Source organism: Nocardia sp. FBN12 (assembly GCF_050320175.1).
Classification (GTDB): Bacteria; Actinomycetota; Actinomycetes; order Mycobacteriales; family Mycobacteriaceae; genus Nocardia.
Window position 1 is genome coordinate 2331167 of sequence record NZ_CP190048.1, and the last position, 15045, is coordinate 2346211.

14 protein-coding genes and 1 pseudogene are annotated in these 15045 nt (G+C 65.8%); 8 read left to right on the forward strand and 7 right to left on the reverse strand.

Annotation, left to right across the window (positions count from 1 at the left end; translation table 11 throughout):
• The first annotated feature begins 166 nt into the window (after window positions 1–166).
• The 3 genes from ACQHI0_RS11290 to ACQHI0_RS11300 all read left to right on the forward strand — a co-directional run bounded on the left by ACQHI0_RS11290 (window position 167) and on the right by ACQHI0_RS11300 (window position 2820).
• A complete protein-coding gene (locus ACQHI0_RS11290) occupies window positions 167–1354 on the forward strand; it encodes a PucR family transcriptional regulator (protein ID WP_427907884.1) in 1188 nt (395 codons plus the stop codon).
• 201 nt (window positions 1355–1555) lie between these two features.
• Window positions 1556–2059 carry a nuclear transport factor 2 family protein gene (locus ACQHI0_RS11295; RefSeq protein ID WP_427907885.1) on the forward strand — a complete coding sequence of 168 codons (504 nt, stop codon included), beginning with the start codon at window positions 1556–1558 and terminating at the stop codon, window positions 2057–2059.
• Window positions 2059–2820, forward strand: coding sequence for a glucose 1-dehydrogenase (locus ACQHI0_RS11300; protein WP_427907886.1), 762 nt, complete (start codon window positions 2059–2061; stop codon window positions 2818–2820). Before ACQHI0_RS11295 ends, ACQHI0_RS11300 begins: the two co-directional genes overlap by 1 nt.
• Window positions 2821–2868: 48 nt before the next feature.
• On the opposite strand, the gene ACQHI0_RS11305 is transcribed toward ACQHI0_RS11300, so the two are convergent.
• Both ACQHI0_RS11305 and ACQHI0_RS11310 read right to left on the reverse strand, forming a co-directional pair.
• Window positions 2869–3945: an alcohol dehydrogenase catalytic domain-containing protein gene (locus tag ACQHI0_RS11305; protein WP_427907887.1), complete on the reverse strand. Its 1077-nt coding sequence runs from the start codon at window positions 3943–3945 to the stop codon at window positions 2869–2871.
• 2 nt (window positions 3946–3947) lie between these two features.
• Window positions 3948–5132 carry an LLM class flavin-dependent oxidoreductase gene (locus ACQHI0_RS11310; protein ID WP_427907888.1) on the reverse strand — a complete coding sequence of 395 codons (1185 nt, stop codon included), beginning with the start codon at window positions 5130–5132 and terminating at the stop codon, window positions 3948–3950.
• A gap of 231 nt (window positions 5133–5363) precedes the next feature.
• Between ACQHI0_RS11310 and ACQHI0_RS11315 the strand changes: the two genes are divergently transcribed.
• Window positions 5364–5684, forward strand: coding sequence for a hypothetical protein (locus ACQHI0_RS11315; protein WP_427907889.1), 321 nt, complete (start codon window positions 5364–5366; stop codon window positions 5682–5684).
• Complete coding sequence (locus ACQHI0_RS11320; RefSeq protein ID WP_427907890.1) at window positions 5681–6343, forward strand: TetR/AcrR family transcriptional regulator; 663 nt, start codon at window positions 5681–5683, stop codon at window positions 6341–6343. The genes ACQHI0_RS11315 and ACQHI0_RS11320 overlap by 4 nt, the downstream gene beginning before the upstream one ends.
• Window positions 6344–6363: 20 nt before the next feature.
• On the opposite strand, the gene ACQHI0_RS11325 is transcribed toward ACQHI0_RS11320, so the two are convergent.
• From ACQHI0_RS11325 to ACQHI0_RS11335, 3 genes and pseudogenes are all read right to left on the reverse strand, one after another.
• On the reverse strand, window positions 6364–8034 hold the full coding sequence (locus tag ACQHI0_RS11325) for an AMP-binding protein (protein ID WP_427907891.1): 1671 nt from the start codon (window positions 8032–8034) through the stop codon (window positions 6364–6366).
• Window positions 8031–8285, reverse strand: a pseudogene (locus ACQHI0_RS11330) (nuclear transport factor 2 family protein); the annotation flags it as partial. The pseudogene ACQHI0_RS11330 and the gene ACQHI0_RS11325, both read right to left, overlap by 4 nt.
• Before the next feature lie 55 nt (window positions 8286–8340).
• Entirely contained in the window at window positions 8341–9819 is a 1479-nt protein-coding gene (locus ACQHI0_RS11335) for an FAD-dependent oxidoreductase (protein ID WP_427907892.1), read from the reverse strand.
• Window positions 9820–9997: 178 nt separating this feature from the next.
• Between ACQHI0_RS11335 and ACQHI0_RS11340 the strand changes: the two genes are divergently transcribed.
• Window positions 9998–10384: a hypothetical protein gene (locus ACQHI0_RS11340; RefSeq protein WP_427907893.1), complete on the forward strand. Its 387-nt coding sequence runs from the start codon at window positions 9998–10000 to the stop codon at window positions 10382–10384.
• A 9-nt stretch (window positions 10385–10393) separates the two neighbouring features.
• Here ACQHI0_RS11340 and ACQHI0_RS11345 read toward each other — a convergent pair whose 3' ends face one another.
• Window positions 10394–11644 (reverse strand): SGNH/GDSL hydrolase family protein, encoded by a 1251-nt coding sequence (locus ACQHI0_RS11345; protein ID WP_427907894.1) that lies wholly within the window; start codon window positions 11642–11644, stop codon window positions 10394–10396.
• Between the two features lie 273 nt (window positions 11645–11917).
• Between ACQHI0_RS11345 and ACQHI0_RS11350 the strand changes: the two genes are divergently transcribed.
• Both ACQHI0_RS11350 and ACQHI0_RS11355 read left to right on the forward strand, forming a co-directional pair.
• Window positions 11918–12904, forward strand: coding sequence for a helix-turn-helix domain-containing protein (locus tag ACQHI0_RS11350; protein WP_427907895.1), 987 nt, complete (start codon window positions 11918–11920; stop codon window positions 12902–12904).
• A 135-nt stretch (window positions 12905–13039) separates the two neighbouring features.
• Window positions 13040–13393: a hypothetical protein gene (locus ACQHI0_RS11355; RefSeq protein WP_427907896.1), complete on the forward strand. Its 354-nt coding sequence runs from the start codon at window positions 13040–13042 to the stop codon at window positions 13391–13393.
• 437 nt (window positions 13394–13830) lie between these two features.
• On the opposite strand, the gene ACQHI0_RS11360 is transcribed toward ACQHI0_RS11355, so the two are convergent.
• Window positions 13831–14988 carry a fatty acid desaturase family protein gene (locus ACQHI0_RS11360; protein ID WP_427907897.1) on the reverse strand — a complete coding sequence of 386 codons (1158 nt, stop codon included), beginning with the start codon at window positions 14986–14988 and terminating at the stop codon, window positions 13831–13833.
• Between the last annotated feature and the right edge of the window lie 57 nt (window positions 14989–15045).

A 15045-nucleotide genomic window follows, 5' to 3' on the forward strand; every position in this document is an offset into this window, starting at 1 on the left:
GGCGTTCGGCGACCATGACATCACATGTCACGGTGTCACGACCACACGAACGGTTTGTTCAACCAGGTCGCGACCGATTTCCCCCGAAATTTGTGCTGATGGCACAATACTGTCGAGGGTTTTTGGGCAACGGACGGAAGCGGTCTTGGCGGCATACGGATCATTGGTGTGGGTCGGTCAAGCGCTCGGGCCGCGGGTCGACGCCATCACCGCGGACCTCATCCGGGTGACCGAACAGATGATTCCGCTCAACGACATCGCCGCCGACCTGACCGAGATGCGGGCGGCCAGCATCGCGGAGAACATCGCCGCGGTGCAGTACGTACTGGCGAACAATATCGACCCCGCCACCGTCGCCCCGCCCCCCGGTGCCGCCGCCTACGCTCAGCGCCTGGCCAGGCGCGGTGTGCCGCTGACGATTCTGCTGCGCGCCTACGGGCTGGGGCAGTACCGGATCCTCGACGCGGCGATCGGGTTGGTTCTCGCGGTTCCCGGACCCGACCAGGCCGCGCGGATCGCGGAGCTGCTCAGGTTCGCGGGGACCTATCTCGACCGGCTCAATTCGTCGATGGGCCGGATCTACGAGGCGGAACGGGATCGGTGGCTCAGCAGCAGGCAGGCGGCGCGGCAGCAGTGGATCGCGCGGCTGCTCGACTCCGACGATGTCGATACCGTGGCGGCCGGGAAAGCGCTCGACTACCGCATCGATCAGCGCCACCGCGCGGTCGAAGTATGGGCGACCGGCACCGATGCCGTGCGGGTGCTCGAGCAGACGCGAAGCCTGTTGTCCGCGGCGATACCCAGCGAACTGGTGACCGCCGCGGGAGACCGCGCCCTGTGCATCTGGTTTCCCGCCGCGGAATACACGCTGGACGAACTCACCGCCGAGATCGCGGCATCCGGGCTACCGGTGCGGGTCGCGCTCGGCACGATCGGCGAAGGGCTACAGGGATTTCGGCGCACGGCCCGCAGCGCGGCACGGGCCAAAGCGCTGGCGGTGTCGGCGGGAGAGTCCGCACCCACCGTCATCGACTACGACACCATCGCACCCTTCGCTCTCCTCTCCGACGACCCCGGCGAACTGGCCGACCTCGTCCGCCGCACCCTCGGCCCGCTGGCCACCGAGGGAACCAAGATGGCGATGCTGCGCAACACCCTCGACGTCTTCCTCGCCGAGGGAGCCAGCTACTCGCGCACCGCCCGCATCCTCGACGTCCACCGCAACACCGTCCAGTACCGCATCCAGCGGATCACCGGCCGATACGGAATCACCCTGGACGCCAACACCTTCGAGCTGCGCTTCGCCCTGGGAATCTGCCGCTGGTACCGCCACGTCCTGACCCGGCCGATCTGAGTCCCGGTGGTTTGTGCAGCCCGCACAGGCACCGGCGACGCATCGGATCGCCTGCTCGCCGCTGTCGGAGATCCTCCTCGCGGGCAGCCTGGGACGCTGCGGAGTAGGTCGGGCGTTCCCGATGAGCGGGAAGACCAGCGAGCACCGACATCGCCTCGGCCGTACGGTGACGCGCACCGGTCATTTCGACGAAGGAGCTTCATGTCCGCACCCGCGCACTCCGACGACCCGGCCCGCCACCTCGCGCGGCTGGCGGCGATCGAATCGATCACCGCGCTCAAGCACCGCTACTTCCGCGCCTGTGACGCCAAGGACCCGGTGGGCTTCCGCGACTGTTTCGTCGCGGTCGGCTCGGCGCTGGACTACGGCGAGCTCGGCGCGATGGATGCCGACGGCATGGCCGCGGTCTTCGCGTCGATCGCCCTGCAGCTGGTGGACGGCAAGCACGTGATCCTCGACATGCATCACGGCATGCACCCCGACATCACCGTGCGCGAGGACGGCACCGCGAGCGGCCGATGGACGCTGCGCTTCCGCCAGGTCAACCTGATCGAAGGCACCGAAACCGTCGCGACCGGCGAGTACGCCGACGAATACCGGGTGGAAGACGGTCGCTGGAAGATCGCGACCTGCACGTTCCACCAGCTGTGGGCGATCACCCGCCCACTCGGTGACGCCGGAATCTCACAGTCGGCGGGTCTGTGATGGAACTTTCAGGGAAAGTCGTTCTGGTCACCGGTGGTGCGCGCGGTCTCGGGGCGGCCTTCGCCCGCGGGATCGTGGCCGCGGGCGGCAGTGTCGTGATCGGTGACCTGTTGGACGAGGACGGCGCGGCCGTCGCGCACGAGCTGGGCGAGCGCGCCCGGTTCGCGCACCTCGATGTCACCGATCCCGCGGCGTGGCAGCACGCGGTCGACACCGCGGTCGACGCCTTCGGGTCGTTGACCGGACTGGTCAACAATGCCGGGATGACCGCATCGGGTGTGCCGCTGGTGGAGGAACCGCTCGAGACCTTTCAGCGGGTGATCCAGGTGAATCTGGTGGCGGTGAACATCGGCATCCACGCGGTGGTCCCCGCACTGCGGGCAGCGGGGGGTGGCTCCATCGTCAACATCTCCTCGGCTGCCGGACTGGTCGGCCTCGCGCACACCGGTGCCTACGGCGCTGCCAAGTGGGGCGTGCGCGGGCTCACCAAGGTCGCCGCGGTCGAGCTCGCGCGCGATCGAATCCGGGTGAACTCCGTTCACCCCGGCATGGTGCTCACGCCGATGACCGCGCCGACCGGCATCAGCACGGCGGAGGGCGGGTTCCCGAACGCGCCGATGGGCAGGGTGGGCCGTCCCGAGGAACTGGCCGGTGTGGTGACGTACCTGCTCAGCGACGCGGCGACCTACACGACCGGCGCCGAGATCGCCGTCGACGGCGGATGGACCGCAGGGCCACCGGTCGTCGACCTGCACGGGTAGTCGCCGCCTCCGTGGCTCCCGGTGTGCGGGAGCCACGCAGCCGGGGGATCAGTCCGCCGAGAGACCGGGCCGAACGATGATCTTCACGTGTTCCTGCGGGGTACGCAGGGTCGTGAAAGCGTCAGCGACACCGTCGAGGTCGACGCGGCCGGTGATGAGCGCCTCCGCATCGATCGACCCGTCCGACAGTCGCCGCAGCGTGATGTCGTAGGCATCCTCGTACGGCCCGTGCCCGAAATTGATGGCGATGCGCCGGAATTGGGGCACGACCGGCGTAATGGTCTCGGCCGTGAACCCGGCGGCGAGCACCTGGATACGCGAATTGAACGGCATCTGGTGGGTGAGCTCGTTCAGAATCCCGGCGCGACCGCTGCATTCGTAAGCGATCAGGATTCCGTTCTCGGCCGCGCCGACGACGGAGTTCCCATCGGCGATCAGGGCATTCCACACCTCGATGGGGTTCTGCACGGTGGGGTCGACGACGATGTCAGCGCCCATGAGCGCGGCCAGTTCCCGGCGTCGAGGCGAGGGCTCAGAAGCGATCACCGTCTTCGCGCCGCGGGCCTTCGCCGCGACGATGGCGCCCAAACCGATGGTGCCACAACCGATCACCAGTGCCGAGTCCGCGCCGGTGAGCCCCGACTGCTGGACATGCATCTCACCCACGTGCAGCGGTTCGGCGAGGGTGGCGTGATCCAGCCGCAGACCGTCGGGGACTTTGCGCACCCAGTAGGCGTCGACGACGATCGCCTCACCGAACGCCCCGTGATAGGTGTTGGAATAGCCGATGATGGTGGGGATTCCGGTGGCGGCATCGGTGGCCAGCCCGACGCCCGCGACCCGGTCGCCCACCGCGAACTCGGTAACGCCCGCACCGAGTTCGGTGATCACCCCGGCATACTCGTGCCCGAGGACCACCGGCCGCTCGGCGTCGAAGCAGGCCAGCGGATAGCCACCCGCCTGGGCGACGTCGACGAACCGGCAGGCGTCTTTGGACACCGACAGGTCGCTGCCGCAGATGCCGCAGGCGGCCACCGCGATGCGAACCTGGCCGGGCCCGGCCGGGGGCAGGTCGGGCACATCGCCGACGGTGAACTCGCCGTCGAGGAATCGCGCAGCACGCATGGTCATGCTCCCGTCACGGCGTCGGTGCCGTAGTAGTCGGTGTGGGCCTTGGTGATCGCGGTGACCAGCTGACCGATCAGCAGCTCGCGGTTGTCCTCGGCGAACTGGAGGCTGGCCTGGCGGCCGGCATTGCGATTCTTGAAATGGGGGACGACCTCGGAGGCGAACAGCTCGTAGCTGCGTTTGGTGTCCTCCCAATCGGCCATGTCCACGTGCAGGACCAGCAATGTGCCGAAACCGCCGGTCTTGTCGATCAATCGCTGGATCTGCGCGATGGCCTCGTCCGGGGTGCCGATGATGGCCTGCCCGAACTCACCGAGCGTGTCATTGCGCCACTGCTCGACAATGCCGTGGGACGTCTGCGCCCACTCCGGCCGCTGCCCCGTCTGCCGGTTGACGTAGGCCGCCATGGACCCGATCCTGCGCGAGACCGCGCGCTCGGCCTCGGCGCGCGTATCGGCCAGGAACATCGGGGTGACCAGTCGCCAGTTCGCCCGATCGGCGAGATGGCCGTGCTCGACGCAGGTCTTCTCGTACACGCCCCAATTACGGTCGAGCGCGGCGAAACCGGTGGGTGAACCGGCCGCCAGCGACAGCAGCGACAGTCCGTGCGTGCCCGCAAGTACCGACCCGTTCGGCGAGATGGTGGAGGCGGTGGCCACCTCGATACCTGCCGGGTCATACGTGGGCAGCTGGGCACGGGCATCACGCAGCGTGAACCAGTCCGTCTGCATATCGACGACCTCGCCGCGAAGCAGCCGCAGGATCGCCTCGAGCGCTTCGCCTTGGCGACGGCGCTGGTCGGACGGGTTGATGCCCATCATGTGGGCGTCGAGCGGAATTTTGCCCGGCCCGGTACCGAAGATGACCCGGCCGCGGGTCTGCAGGTCGAGTTGGGTGATGCGGTCGACGGTGACCAGCGGGTGATGGTACGGCAGCGACACCACCCCGGTGCCGAACCGGATGCGGTGGGTGCGTTCGGCCGCCGCGGCGATGAACAGATCCGGCGCCGGCACGATCTCGGCGCCGGTCGAATGGTGCTCACCCATCCACGCTTCCTCGAAACCGAGATGGTCGAGGTGCTCCATCAGGTCGAGATCGCGACGCAGCTGCAAGGCTGGGTCGGCGTCGAGTGGGTGATACGGGGCCAGGAAGGCGCCGAATCTGATCGAACTGGGGCTCCACATGGTGCGTCTCCTCATCGAAACGGTGCGGTGAGCGGGCTCACGGCGTCGTCCTCAGCTTCGACTTGGATCACCTGATCCAGAAGTGGGCGTCCCGTTCAGCGGGAGACACGCAATCCACCGAGGAAACAGCAGTCCCCAGTGTTGACATCGGCAGGATCAGGTGTCGATGATTGGATCACCTGATCCGATTTTCCGGCGGTCATCAGCGCCGATTCGCGAGGAGTCCCGACCATGTTTCTCGACATCGACCCGCGACGGGAGCCACCGGTCACGCTGGCGGAATCCGCGGACTTCGACTCGCTGTCGGTGCTCGTCCGCGCGGAGCCGCAGACCGTTCGGCTACCGGATGTGCTCCTCGGCTGGGGCGAGTTCGACGGCACCCACGTGTGGCTGAGCACGCAGCGCCTGGAAGACGAACTCGGCGACCACTTCGGCTCGGACCTGACGTGGCGGGAGCGATTCACCGCCATGCTCGACTATGCCCTGGCCCAAGGCTGGTTCGACGAGTCCGGGTTGAGCGTCCGCGCACACTGCCGATGGCAGTCGCTGTGACAGACACGGTCGACGCGAATCCGACGACCCCCAGCGCCAATCGCCAGGGAAACGCGACCCGCGCTCGTCTGGTGAAGACCGCCGAACGACTCTTCGCCACACACGGCGTCGACGCGGTCTCGGTCCGGGCGGTCAACGCCGCCGCCGGACTGGGCCCCGCCTCGGTCAACTACCACTTCGGCACGAAAGACGACCTGCTGGCCGCGGTGCTGCTGGACCTCGGAACCGGTGTGCGCGACCGTATTCGCGCCGACGTGGACGCGCTGGCCGACCGCGAGCAGCCACCGACCGTCGACGAGCTCGTCGACGCCGTCACCGACCCGTATCGGGAACTGCTGTCCCGCCATCGCACCCGCGGCCTGCGCTGGATCGCTATCGTCGCCCAGATGTCGGCACAGAACCATCCCGCGCTCGACGCCGCCGAACAGGACCTGCGCGCGGTCCTGTTGCACCAGGTCCGCCGCGCCTTTCCCGACACCGACCCCGTCCGGCTCGAACAGCGCTGGGCGACCGCGCTCATGGTCTTCCTCCAGGCATTGAGCCGAGCAGACGAATGGAACCACCGGCGCGGCGCGGTCCCCACCGCCGACGACCTGGACCAGTTCTTCGACGACCAGGTCACCTACCTGGCAGGTGGCCTGATCCGCCTACTGACCTGAGGTCTCGCGCGGACAGAAGATCACAGCATTCGCTGCCTGCCGTGCGCGGCGAACTCCGACTCCAACCTCTGCCGGTCCGCCTCGGTCATGCGACCGTAGACCGGTCGGCCACGCCCCACCCACCGATAAACTGGTTCCCCGGTGCGCCAAGCCTGTTCCTGCAGTTCACGTTTGAGCACCTTGTTCGACCCCGTCACCGGCAGATTCGCCGAGACACGCAGCAGCCGGGGGAGACCTTTACTGCCGAGATCCGACTGCGCACAGAGGAATTCGGTGAACGCCTCGACATCGAAGCCGACCGGATCGGTGACCTCGACAGCGGCCATGACCTGATCACCCGAGCGCGGATCGGGAACCCCGAACACCGCGGCCGCGATGACACCGGGATGACGGCGCAGCACCTGTTCGATCATCAGCGCCGAGGTGTTCTCACCGTCCACCCGGATCCAATCGCCCTTGCGGCCGGCGAAATACAGGTATCCGGCGGTATCGATGTAGCCGAGATCCCCGGTCCAGTACCAGCCGTTGCGGAGACGGTCCGCATCGGCGACCTCGTTCTTGTAGTAGCCCTCGAACGCCAACGCGCCTGCCTTGTCGATCATCTCCCCGATGGCCTCGTCGGGATTGCGAACCCGGCCGTGCTCGTCTAGTTCGGCCCGCGCACACTCGCGCAGCGAATCCGGATGCACCACCGCCACACCGGGATGCGCGGGCCTGCCGAGAGCGGCGGGCGGCGCGGCCGGGTCGAGGACAGCCAGGTTCGGACCCTCGCTGGAGCCGTACCCCTCGAACAGCTTCGCGTCGAAGCGACGGCGGAACTCGTCCTGATCGGCCACCGACGCCTCGGTGCCGAACCCGCGCACGAGCGGATTATCGGAATCCGTCGAGTCTTCGGGCGTGGCAAGCAGATACCCCAGCGCCTTACCGACGTAGGTGAAGAAGGTCGCGCCGAAGTACCGAACATCCGGAAGAAATTGCGACGCCGAGAATTTCGGGGTCAGGCACACCGTCGCGCCGACCGACAACGCGGGCGCCCACAACGCCATGATGGCATTGCCGTGAAACAGCGGCATACAGCAGTAATCCACATCGTCGCGGACATGCCCGAACTTCGCCGCCGCCGCGTACGCGACCACCGCAAGGCGGCGCTGGGTACACCGCACCGCCTTCGACGTACCGGTGGTGCCGGAGGTGAACAGCAACAGCAGTAACGCGTCCGGACCGGCCACTGCCGACGGTTGCACGCGGCAGGCATCGAGCCGGGCGACGTAGCCGGGATCGTCGACGAGCAGGAACCGATCCTCACCGAGACCGAGATCCAACTGTCGCAGACGCGCCATCCCCGCGGCATCGGTGACGATCAGCTGACAGTCCACATACCGAACATCGGCGGCCAGCTGCGCGTCGCCCCGGGTCGGGTTGAGACCCGCCACCGTCGCACCGGACAACGCCGCCGCGCCCAGCCAGAAGACGAAGTCGGGCACATTGTCCAACAGCACCCCGATGTGGAACGGGCCGTCCCGGCGCAGCGTGCGGGCCAGCTCCGCACGGGCAGCCGACTCCCGGACAACCGCGTCCCAGGTCCAGTCGGTGTCGCGAGTGCGCAACCCGAGTTGCTGGTCGCCGACCCGATCCAGCAGCATGGTCGCGATATCCGCCCGGCGCACGCCCGCGATTCCGTCCACGCTCATGCGCCCGGATGCACGAGTTCGATGTACTCGCGCGGCGATTCGCCGAAGGTCGATGTGCGGACCTCGGCATCGATCGGCCACAGCAGCAGCTGACGGAACACCACCAGATAATCGGCAGCCGGATCGTCGACGGGGACACCGATCTGCGCGGCATACGCACCCGGATAGATCTGTTTCAGGAAACCCACGGTCACCACACAATGATCGTCGACGACCAGCCGATCCAGCTCGTACTCGCGCACATTGCTGCGAGTGCCGCAACCGGGCCACCAGCACAGCATCAAGGGGTCGCGCGGCCGGCTCAACTCAGGACGGACCGGATTGTGCGGCGGCGACGCCGGCGCGACGGCCGAAGAACGTGCCGTCACCGAGGGACGTACCGCTGATGTAACCCCACGAGTGCAGGCCCGACGTGGCCCTGCCCGCGGCGAACAGGCCCGGGATCGGCGCACCGTCCAAGTCGAGGACGTTGCCGTCGACCGTGGTGTGCAATCCGCCGATGGTGAACACCTCCGCACCGCCGCGCCCCGCTTCGCCGTACTCGGGCGGGGCGATGCCGCGCTGAACATCGATCGCGGCGAACGGCGACCGCAGCGGCCGCAGCCACTGCGCGTCCTTGTGGAAGTAGGGGTCCTGCCCGTCGGCCGCGAACCGGTTGTATTCGGCGACCGTCGTCTGCAGCGCACCGGGTGGCATACCGATCTGCTGTTCCAGATCGTCCAGGGTCTCCGCCACGAAATGCGGCTGCACACCCCACCGTTCGTTCTCCGGCACTTCCTCGTAGGCCTGCTCGTCCAGGATCACCCACACCTTCAAGCCGTGCTTGAACAGCGCGGCCTGGCCGACGAGCCCGGGATAGACATCCTCGTTGATGAAACGCCTGCCGATATCGTCGACGATCATGCCGCGCACCATCATGCCCGGAATCAGCGAGATCCCGACCTGAGCGGCGGACATGTGCCGCACCGCGGCGCCCGCGGCCTGCGCCATCACGATGCCGCGCCCGTCGTCGCCGCCGTCACTGTTGACGCCGAGCCCCACCAGTTGTGGAGCGTGCTGGGCCACCATCGCGGCATTGTCGGCGAAACCGCCCGTCGTCAGGACGACACCACGTCGAGCGCGATAGGTGTAATACCTGCCGAACTGCTTGGCGACGACCCCGACAACACGTCCGGCGTCGGTGACGAGCCGGATCGCATTGGTATCGGTGTGCACCGCGACACTGGTCGCGGCGACAGCCTCGAACAACTTCTGCATCAGCACCTTGCCACCGAACCCGTCGGAGGTGACCCGGTGTCCACGCGGCGACGGCTTCGCGAGATCCGCGAAGGGCCAAGCCTTTTCGCCCATCCACATCAGACCGTCGTCGGTGGGCGGCACCCAGGTGGGGGAGTCCCACAGCGAGGGTTTGAACGGAACACCGTGGTCGACGAGCCACTGGTAGTGGCGTGCGCTCCCGCGGCTGTAGAGCCCGACCTTCTCCTTATCGGCATCCGGTCCCAGCGCGGCAAGCAGGAACGCTTCCATGTCCTGTGCGGTGTCCTCGAACCCGCATGCCTGCTGGATCTCGGTGCCGCCGCCCAGATACATCTCCCCCCCGGACAGCGCCGACGACCCACCCCCACCACCCAGCTTCTCCAGGACGATGACCTCAGCGCCCGCGGCCGCCGACTCGAGCGCCGCGGCCGCACCCGCACACCCGTAACCGATGATCAGAACGTCGGTCTCGTAGTCGACATGGTCGACATCGCCCGCATCGACCGGCGCCACCGTATGTGTGCTCATTCCAACTCCCATCCGCTGTGTTAGGGCACGCTAGAAGTTTTCGCACATACCGGACGGGGGAGTGTCCACCCACCGGGAGACCACCGCCCGAGGGGACCAGCGGGATTCCCTCGGACGGTGGCGGTCTCGACGGCGGACGTTCATGATGGTCAGAAGCACGACGAACTGAGGTGGGGGAATGAACAAGAAGCTCATCGCTGTCGCCGCGGCCCTGGCCGCGGCTGTCACAGCACTGGCCGGGTGCTCGAGCGACGCCGACGTGGTCTCCGAGAACCTGTCCAAAGAATCGGATCAGTTCAAAATCGACCGTCGCGTGGTGTTCTTCAACGGGATCACCGACAAGTACCTGCTCTCCATCGAGGGCAAATGCTCGATCAAAGACGAGAACAACCAACTCGAAGTCACGTGCAAAACCGGTGACAACGAGTACAAGAAGCACTTTCTCGGACTCTCCGACAACGTGAGCTACTTCGTCGAACAGCTCGAGCCCGCCGAGGTGAGCCGCTACCAGTACAAGGTGATCTTCAAGCCCGAGACGATCATCCCTGACGTCGACCGCCCCTGAGCTCGATCTTCAGAGGGTCGCCAGGTCGATCTTGTCCGCCATGGCGCGGTAGCCGGCCGCGTTGGGGTGCTTGTGGTCGCCGGAATCGAAGACCGGATTCAGGGCTTCGGGATCCACCGGATCAGCGACCGCGGCGTGGAAATCGACCACCGCGTCGTATTCCCCGCTGGTTCGCATCCACTGGTTGAACTCCCGGATCTTCGCCGCCGAGACGTCGTTGTAGTACTCGGCGCCCTTCATCGGCAGCAGCGTCGCGCCGGTGACCCGGATCCCGGCCCGGTGCGCGGCGGCGATCAATTCCCGGTGACCAGCGATCAGTTGCGCCACCGAGACCTGCGGATTCGGCTTGTAGGTCGGCAGATCGATTTCGGAGAAGCCGATGTCGTTGAGGCCGCCGAAGACGATCACGCTGGTGACGTCGGGCTTGGTCAGCACGTCCCGTTCGAATCGGCGAACTGCGGCCTCACCGAACCAGGACGAGTCGTTGAGGATCAGATTGCCGCCGATACCCGCGTTCAGGACCGGCCTTGGGGTGCCCGCGTCGGCGAGCCGCTGCGCGAGCCAGTCCGGGTATCGGGTGTTGGCGTCGTAGCCGGACCCGTATCCGTCGGTGATCGAGTCGCCCATCGTGACGACGGTGCCGCCCTCGTCGACAGCGTCGCCCGACACTTGAACGTCGGTCAGGTAGTACCAGGAGTGCGTCGATTCGGTGAACGACCCAGCTGACGGGTCGGCAGCGTGGTCGCCCGCGGCGCGATACGTGGTGGCATAGGCCTGCGAGTGAAAGGTGGCCGGGCCGGTGCGTTCCGGCAGGTAGAGGGTGACCGCCGCCGAATCCATTGCATCGAGATCGAGGTCGACGACATCGCTGGTCAGGGTCGCGCCGGCGGGGATCGCGGTGGCCGCGTCGCCGTCGAAGGTCAACTGCCGCAGGGAATTCGGTTCCACCTCCGCGCCTTCGGCAATCCGCCCGATCGTGACGTTGTCCACGCGTAGCGGCGCGGTGCCGTATTGGTTGGACAACGTGATCCTGGCGGCGGTGCCACCGTCGGTCACCCGGACCACCTGACGCACGGTGTGGTTGTCGAAACCGTCCTGGGCCCAGTTCGGCTCGAATCCGATGCTGGGCAACTGCGGGGCAGCCATCCACCCGGTGTCCCATCCCGGTGCCGGTTCGGCGGTGGAGCAGGCAGCGAGCGCACCGAGTACGGCAACGGCGGCAGCTGCGGCAAGCCGGATACGCGCAGTGTTGTGCAGCATTTTCTATCCTCTCAACAGCCCAATCGATGAGCCTGTGGAACCCCAACGCTGGGGACTATCTCCTTCAACACGTACTAATGGAACTGTATTCCCATTAATTCGGAGGGTGTGCCTCACTCCTTCGGAGGCCCTACGCCCTGCAGAAAACGCTAGGCCCGAGCGGCGGGCGCGCGGCGGACCGAACGCGCCGCCCAGCGGACCGAACGCGCCAACCGCGCGCATCCGCGAATATTCGATTGGGGGAGAATCGATCTGACCGACTAACCTCGGCAAGTGCTCGAAGGGACTGTGTCGACCCGGATCATCCGGTTGCTGACAGCGGGCGTTCGCGTGCACGGCCGGGAACCACGCCTGAGCACCACGACCGACCTATCGCACGACGAGCTCACCAACGACCTCATCCGGTTGCCGACCTCGGTCTGCGACGAGCTGTGGATGTCACTGCCCTCCGATGCCATCGGCAGCGGGACTGCCCGGCATCTCCTCACCTCGCTACCCGATGAGGGCCTCGGCCTGTGGACCCAGCTGTTCGGCGGCGGCGAAACCGCGGTGGACGGCCTGCGCGATGCCTGCCACTACTTCCCGACCATCGCCGACCCACGGCGCGAGGCGCTCGAGCTGATCGAAGACGGCGGCATGACCATCGTCCGGCACGCGACTCTCACCGAATACGAACCGGATGTCCAGGCTGTGCTGCAGGAATTCGTTGTCAGCTTGGTTCTGAACCACCTCCGTCGCGCAACCGGCAGATGGATCGTTCCCGTGCGCGCTCAATTCGCCCACGGTGCACCGCGTTCCCGTGTCGACCTGCTCGACACCCGGAACCTCGACTTCGACGCGGATGTCAATGCGGTCACCTTCCTCACTACCGATCTCGCCGCCGCGCTGCCCGATCCGCGGCCCGGTCTCGGTGCGGTTCTGCGCCAGTACGCCGATCTGGCCATGAGCACAGCAACTGCTGCGCCTACGTGGCATGACAGATTCCGAAACGAGCTGGGAAAGGCTATGCGCGACAACGATGTCAGCCTGTCCACCGTCGCGGCAATGCTCGCGATCGCACCGCGAACCCTGCAGCGTCGGCTCGCCGAACACGGCACTACCTGGCGTGCCGAAGTCGATAACCTCCGCCGGGAAACGACCGCGAGGCTACTCCACGACAGCGATCTGACCACGCATTCCGTCGCAGCCAGGATCGGATACAGCGACGCCAGGTCGCTGCGCCGTGCCGCGTATCGCTGGCATGGTTACCCATCCAATTGAGGCCGAGTGCTTCGTCAAAGACCTACAAGAAGGTCTCACTGCAGTGCTTGCCGCTGATCCGTGAACCCGAGCGGATCAGTTCAAACGGGAGTTGGCAGGCGTAAAGTTGATAACCCGGGGGGACAGGAGTCGATGATGTCCACACGCGCCAGACCAGCGATAGTTCGGACTGCTGCGATCGCCGCGGCCGTTGGTGCCACCACGCTTTTCGGCGCGGCCGGTCAAGCAGTCGCCGACGTCGAACCCGGCCCCTACACGTCCACGACGTGGTCGGGCGGCGTCGTGCTCCTGCAACGCGACGCGCGCGTCGAGGGCGGGGAACTGGTTCTGATAGGTCGTTACCCAATTCATTCGACGCCCGACGGTGGTTACGTGGACCTGTTTCCCGGCCACCGAGTCGTACTGATCAGCGACGGACACGGCGGGTACAGGGGCCCGGCGTACTTCGGTGGACTGGAGATCGGCGCCATCACGCTGACGCCCCGCTGACCGATCGACCAGGGTTAGTTGACATAATGTGCATTATCGGCGTTTGAAGGCGGCCCGTCAGGAGGGGTTTTGCACGTGTTTGCAGTGCTTGCCGAGCTGCACGGCGTGCCGACCAGCGTTCACTGCTGCTCTGTCCACGCTGCCGTTTGCACGCTCTGTCGCCTTACGTACTCGACCAACGACATCTTTGGGACGCTCGGGGAAATTCACGAAAACCGGGCAATTCTCGGATTGGTCGATTGATGACCGCTCGTACTGAATGTACTGATCGGGCAAATTTGGGCCTGCGTCCTCGGCAAACCGGATCGGGCCCCTGGAGGTTGACACTCCCCCTCCCACTTCCCCGACCCCAGTTCGTCACTGTGACGAAACTATCGGGAGTGTCTGGATGGTGCACCGCATTGCCTTTACGCCGGCAATGCGGTGCACGGTGACCATCAGGCGGGGACTGGGACGAGGCGGCGGGATTCGGTAGCTTTTTCGGAGCTGGTTTCCGGTGCGTTGTCGGCGTCGGCGGTGAGGTACTTGTCGGGCAGTGAGAGTTTTGCGATGGTACGCAATGTCAGTGCGTATTGGCGGACCAGGCTGCCAGTGGTGTACGGCAGGCGATATTCGGCCGCGAGTTTGCGAACTTCACGTTGGATTTCGGGGAGGCGATTGCTCGGCAGATCCGGGAACAAGTGATGTTCGATCTGATGACTGAGCGTGCCGCAAAGTATCCGCATCAGGGGACCGACTTCGATATTCGCACTGCCCAGATATTGGCGCAAATACCATTCACCTCTTGTCTCGCCCTCGATATCGCGCTTGGTGAATTTCTCCGCACCGTCGGGGAAATGCCCGCAGAAGGTGATGATCTGTTCCCACACGTTCTTGGTGAGATTGGCGGTGATGTTCGCGCGGACCGTCGATTTCCAGTTTCGCCCTGACATCGCGGGGAAGACGACGTAGTCCTTGAGCAGCTGTTTGCCTGCCTTCTGAACGATTTCGTCACGGGCTTTCAGGAAGGCCTTCTTATCCTTCTTGCCCGCCAGCACGCGTGGTATCTCCAGGTGGTACACGCACATACCCAGCTCGTACAGCAGCGATACCGGCACGAGGTAGACGAAGTTGCCCAGGTGGTAGGGACGCCAGCGTCGGTCCCGGGTGATCCGGAGCAGTCCGTAGCCTTCGTCGGGGTCGAGCCCGAGCACGTTCGTATAAACGTGGTGGCGGTAATTATGCGCCTCTTTCCAGTGCGCGGCGGGCATGGAATGATCCCATTCCCACGTGGTGGAGTGGATTTCCGGATCATTCATCCAATCCCACTGTCCGTGCATGACATTGTGCCCGATCTCCATGTTCTCGAGCACCTTCGACAAGGTGAGCAGCCCTGTCCCCCACCACCAACTGCCTTTTCGACCGGAGTCGAGCAGGACCAGTCTGGCCGCTATCTCGCAGGCCCGCTGAACGCGGATGACGGTCTTGATGTATTTCGCGTCGCGCTCACCCAAACTGGATTCGATCTGCCCACGCAACGCGTCCAGGCGCTGCCCGAACTCTTCGATGTCGGTCGGCGAGAGATGTGTGTACGCCTCGACGTCAGATATAGCCATCTGCTTTGTTCAACCTCTGTTCTGGTGCCGCGCGCCGGGCGCGGTCCAGGTGACAGT

What these genes read in the sequence shown, in the direction of transcription:
- ACQHI0_RS11305 (WP_427907887.1), bottom strand. Translation starts at nt 3,945, where the DNA reads ATGCGTGCTGCGCGATTCCTCGACGGCGAGTTCACCGTCGGCGATGTG.
- ACQHI0_RS11315 (WP_427907889.1), top strand. Translation starts at nt 5,364, where the DNA reads ATGTTTCTCGACATCGACCCGCGACGGGAGCCACCGGTCACGCTGGCG.
- ACQHI0_RS11340 (WP_427907893.1), top strand. Translation starts at nt 9,998, where the DNA reads ATGAACAAGAAGCTCATCGCTGTCGCCGCGGCCCTGGCCGCGGCTGTC.
- ACQHI0_RS11345 (WP_427907894.1), bottom strand. Translation starts at nt 11,644, where the DNA reads ATGCTGCACAACACTGCGCGTATCCGGCTTGCCGCAGCTGCCGCCGTT.
- ACQHI0_RS11295 (WP_427907885.1), top strand. Translation starts at nt 1,556, where the DNA reads ATGTCCGCACCCGCGCACTCCGACGACCCGGCCCGCCACCTCGCGCGG.
- ACQHI0_RS11325 (WP_427907891.1), bottom strand. Translation starts at nt 8,034, where the DNA reads ATGAGCGTGGACGGAATCGCGGGCGTGCGCCGGGCGGATATCGCGACC.
- ACQHI0_RS11300 (WP_427907886.1), top strand. Translation starts at nt 2,059, where the DNA reads ATGGAACTTTCAGGGAAAGTCGTTCTGGTCACCGGTGGTGCGCGCGGT.
- ACQHI0_RS11355 (WP_427907896.1), top strand. Translation starts at nt 13,040, where the DNA reads ATGTCCACACGCGCCAGACCAGCGATAGTTCGGACTGCTGCGATCGCC.
- ACQHI0_RS11335 (WP_427907892.1), bottom strand. Translation starts at nt 9,819, where the DNA reads ATGAGCACACATACGGTGGCGCCGGTCGATGCGGGCGATGTCGACCAT.
- ACQHI0_RS11360 (WP_427907897.1), bottom strand. Translation starts at nt 14,988, where the DNA reads ATGGCTATATCTGACGTCGAGGCGTACACACATCTCTCGCCGACCGAC.
- ACQHI0_RS11310 (WP_427907888.1), bottom strand. Translation starts at nt 5,132, where the DNA reads ATGTGGAGCCCCAGTTCGATCAGATTCGGCGCCTTCCTGGCCCCGTAT.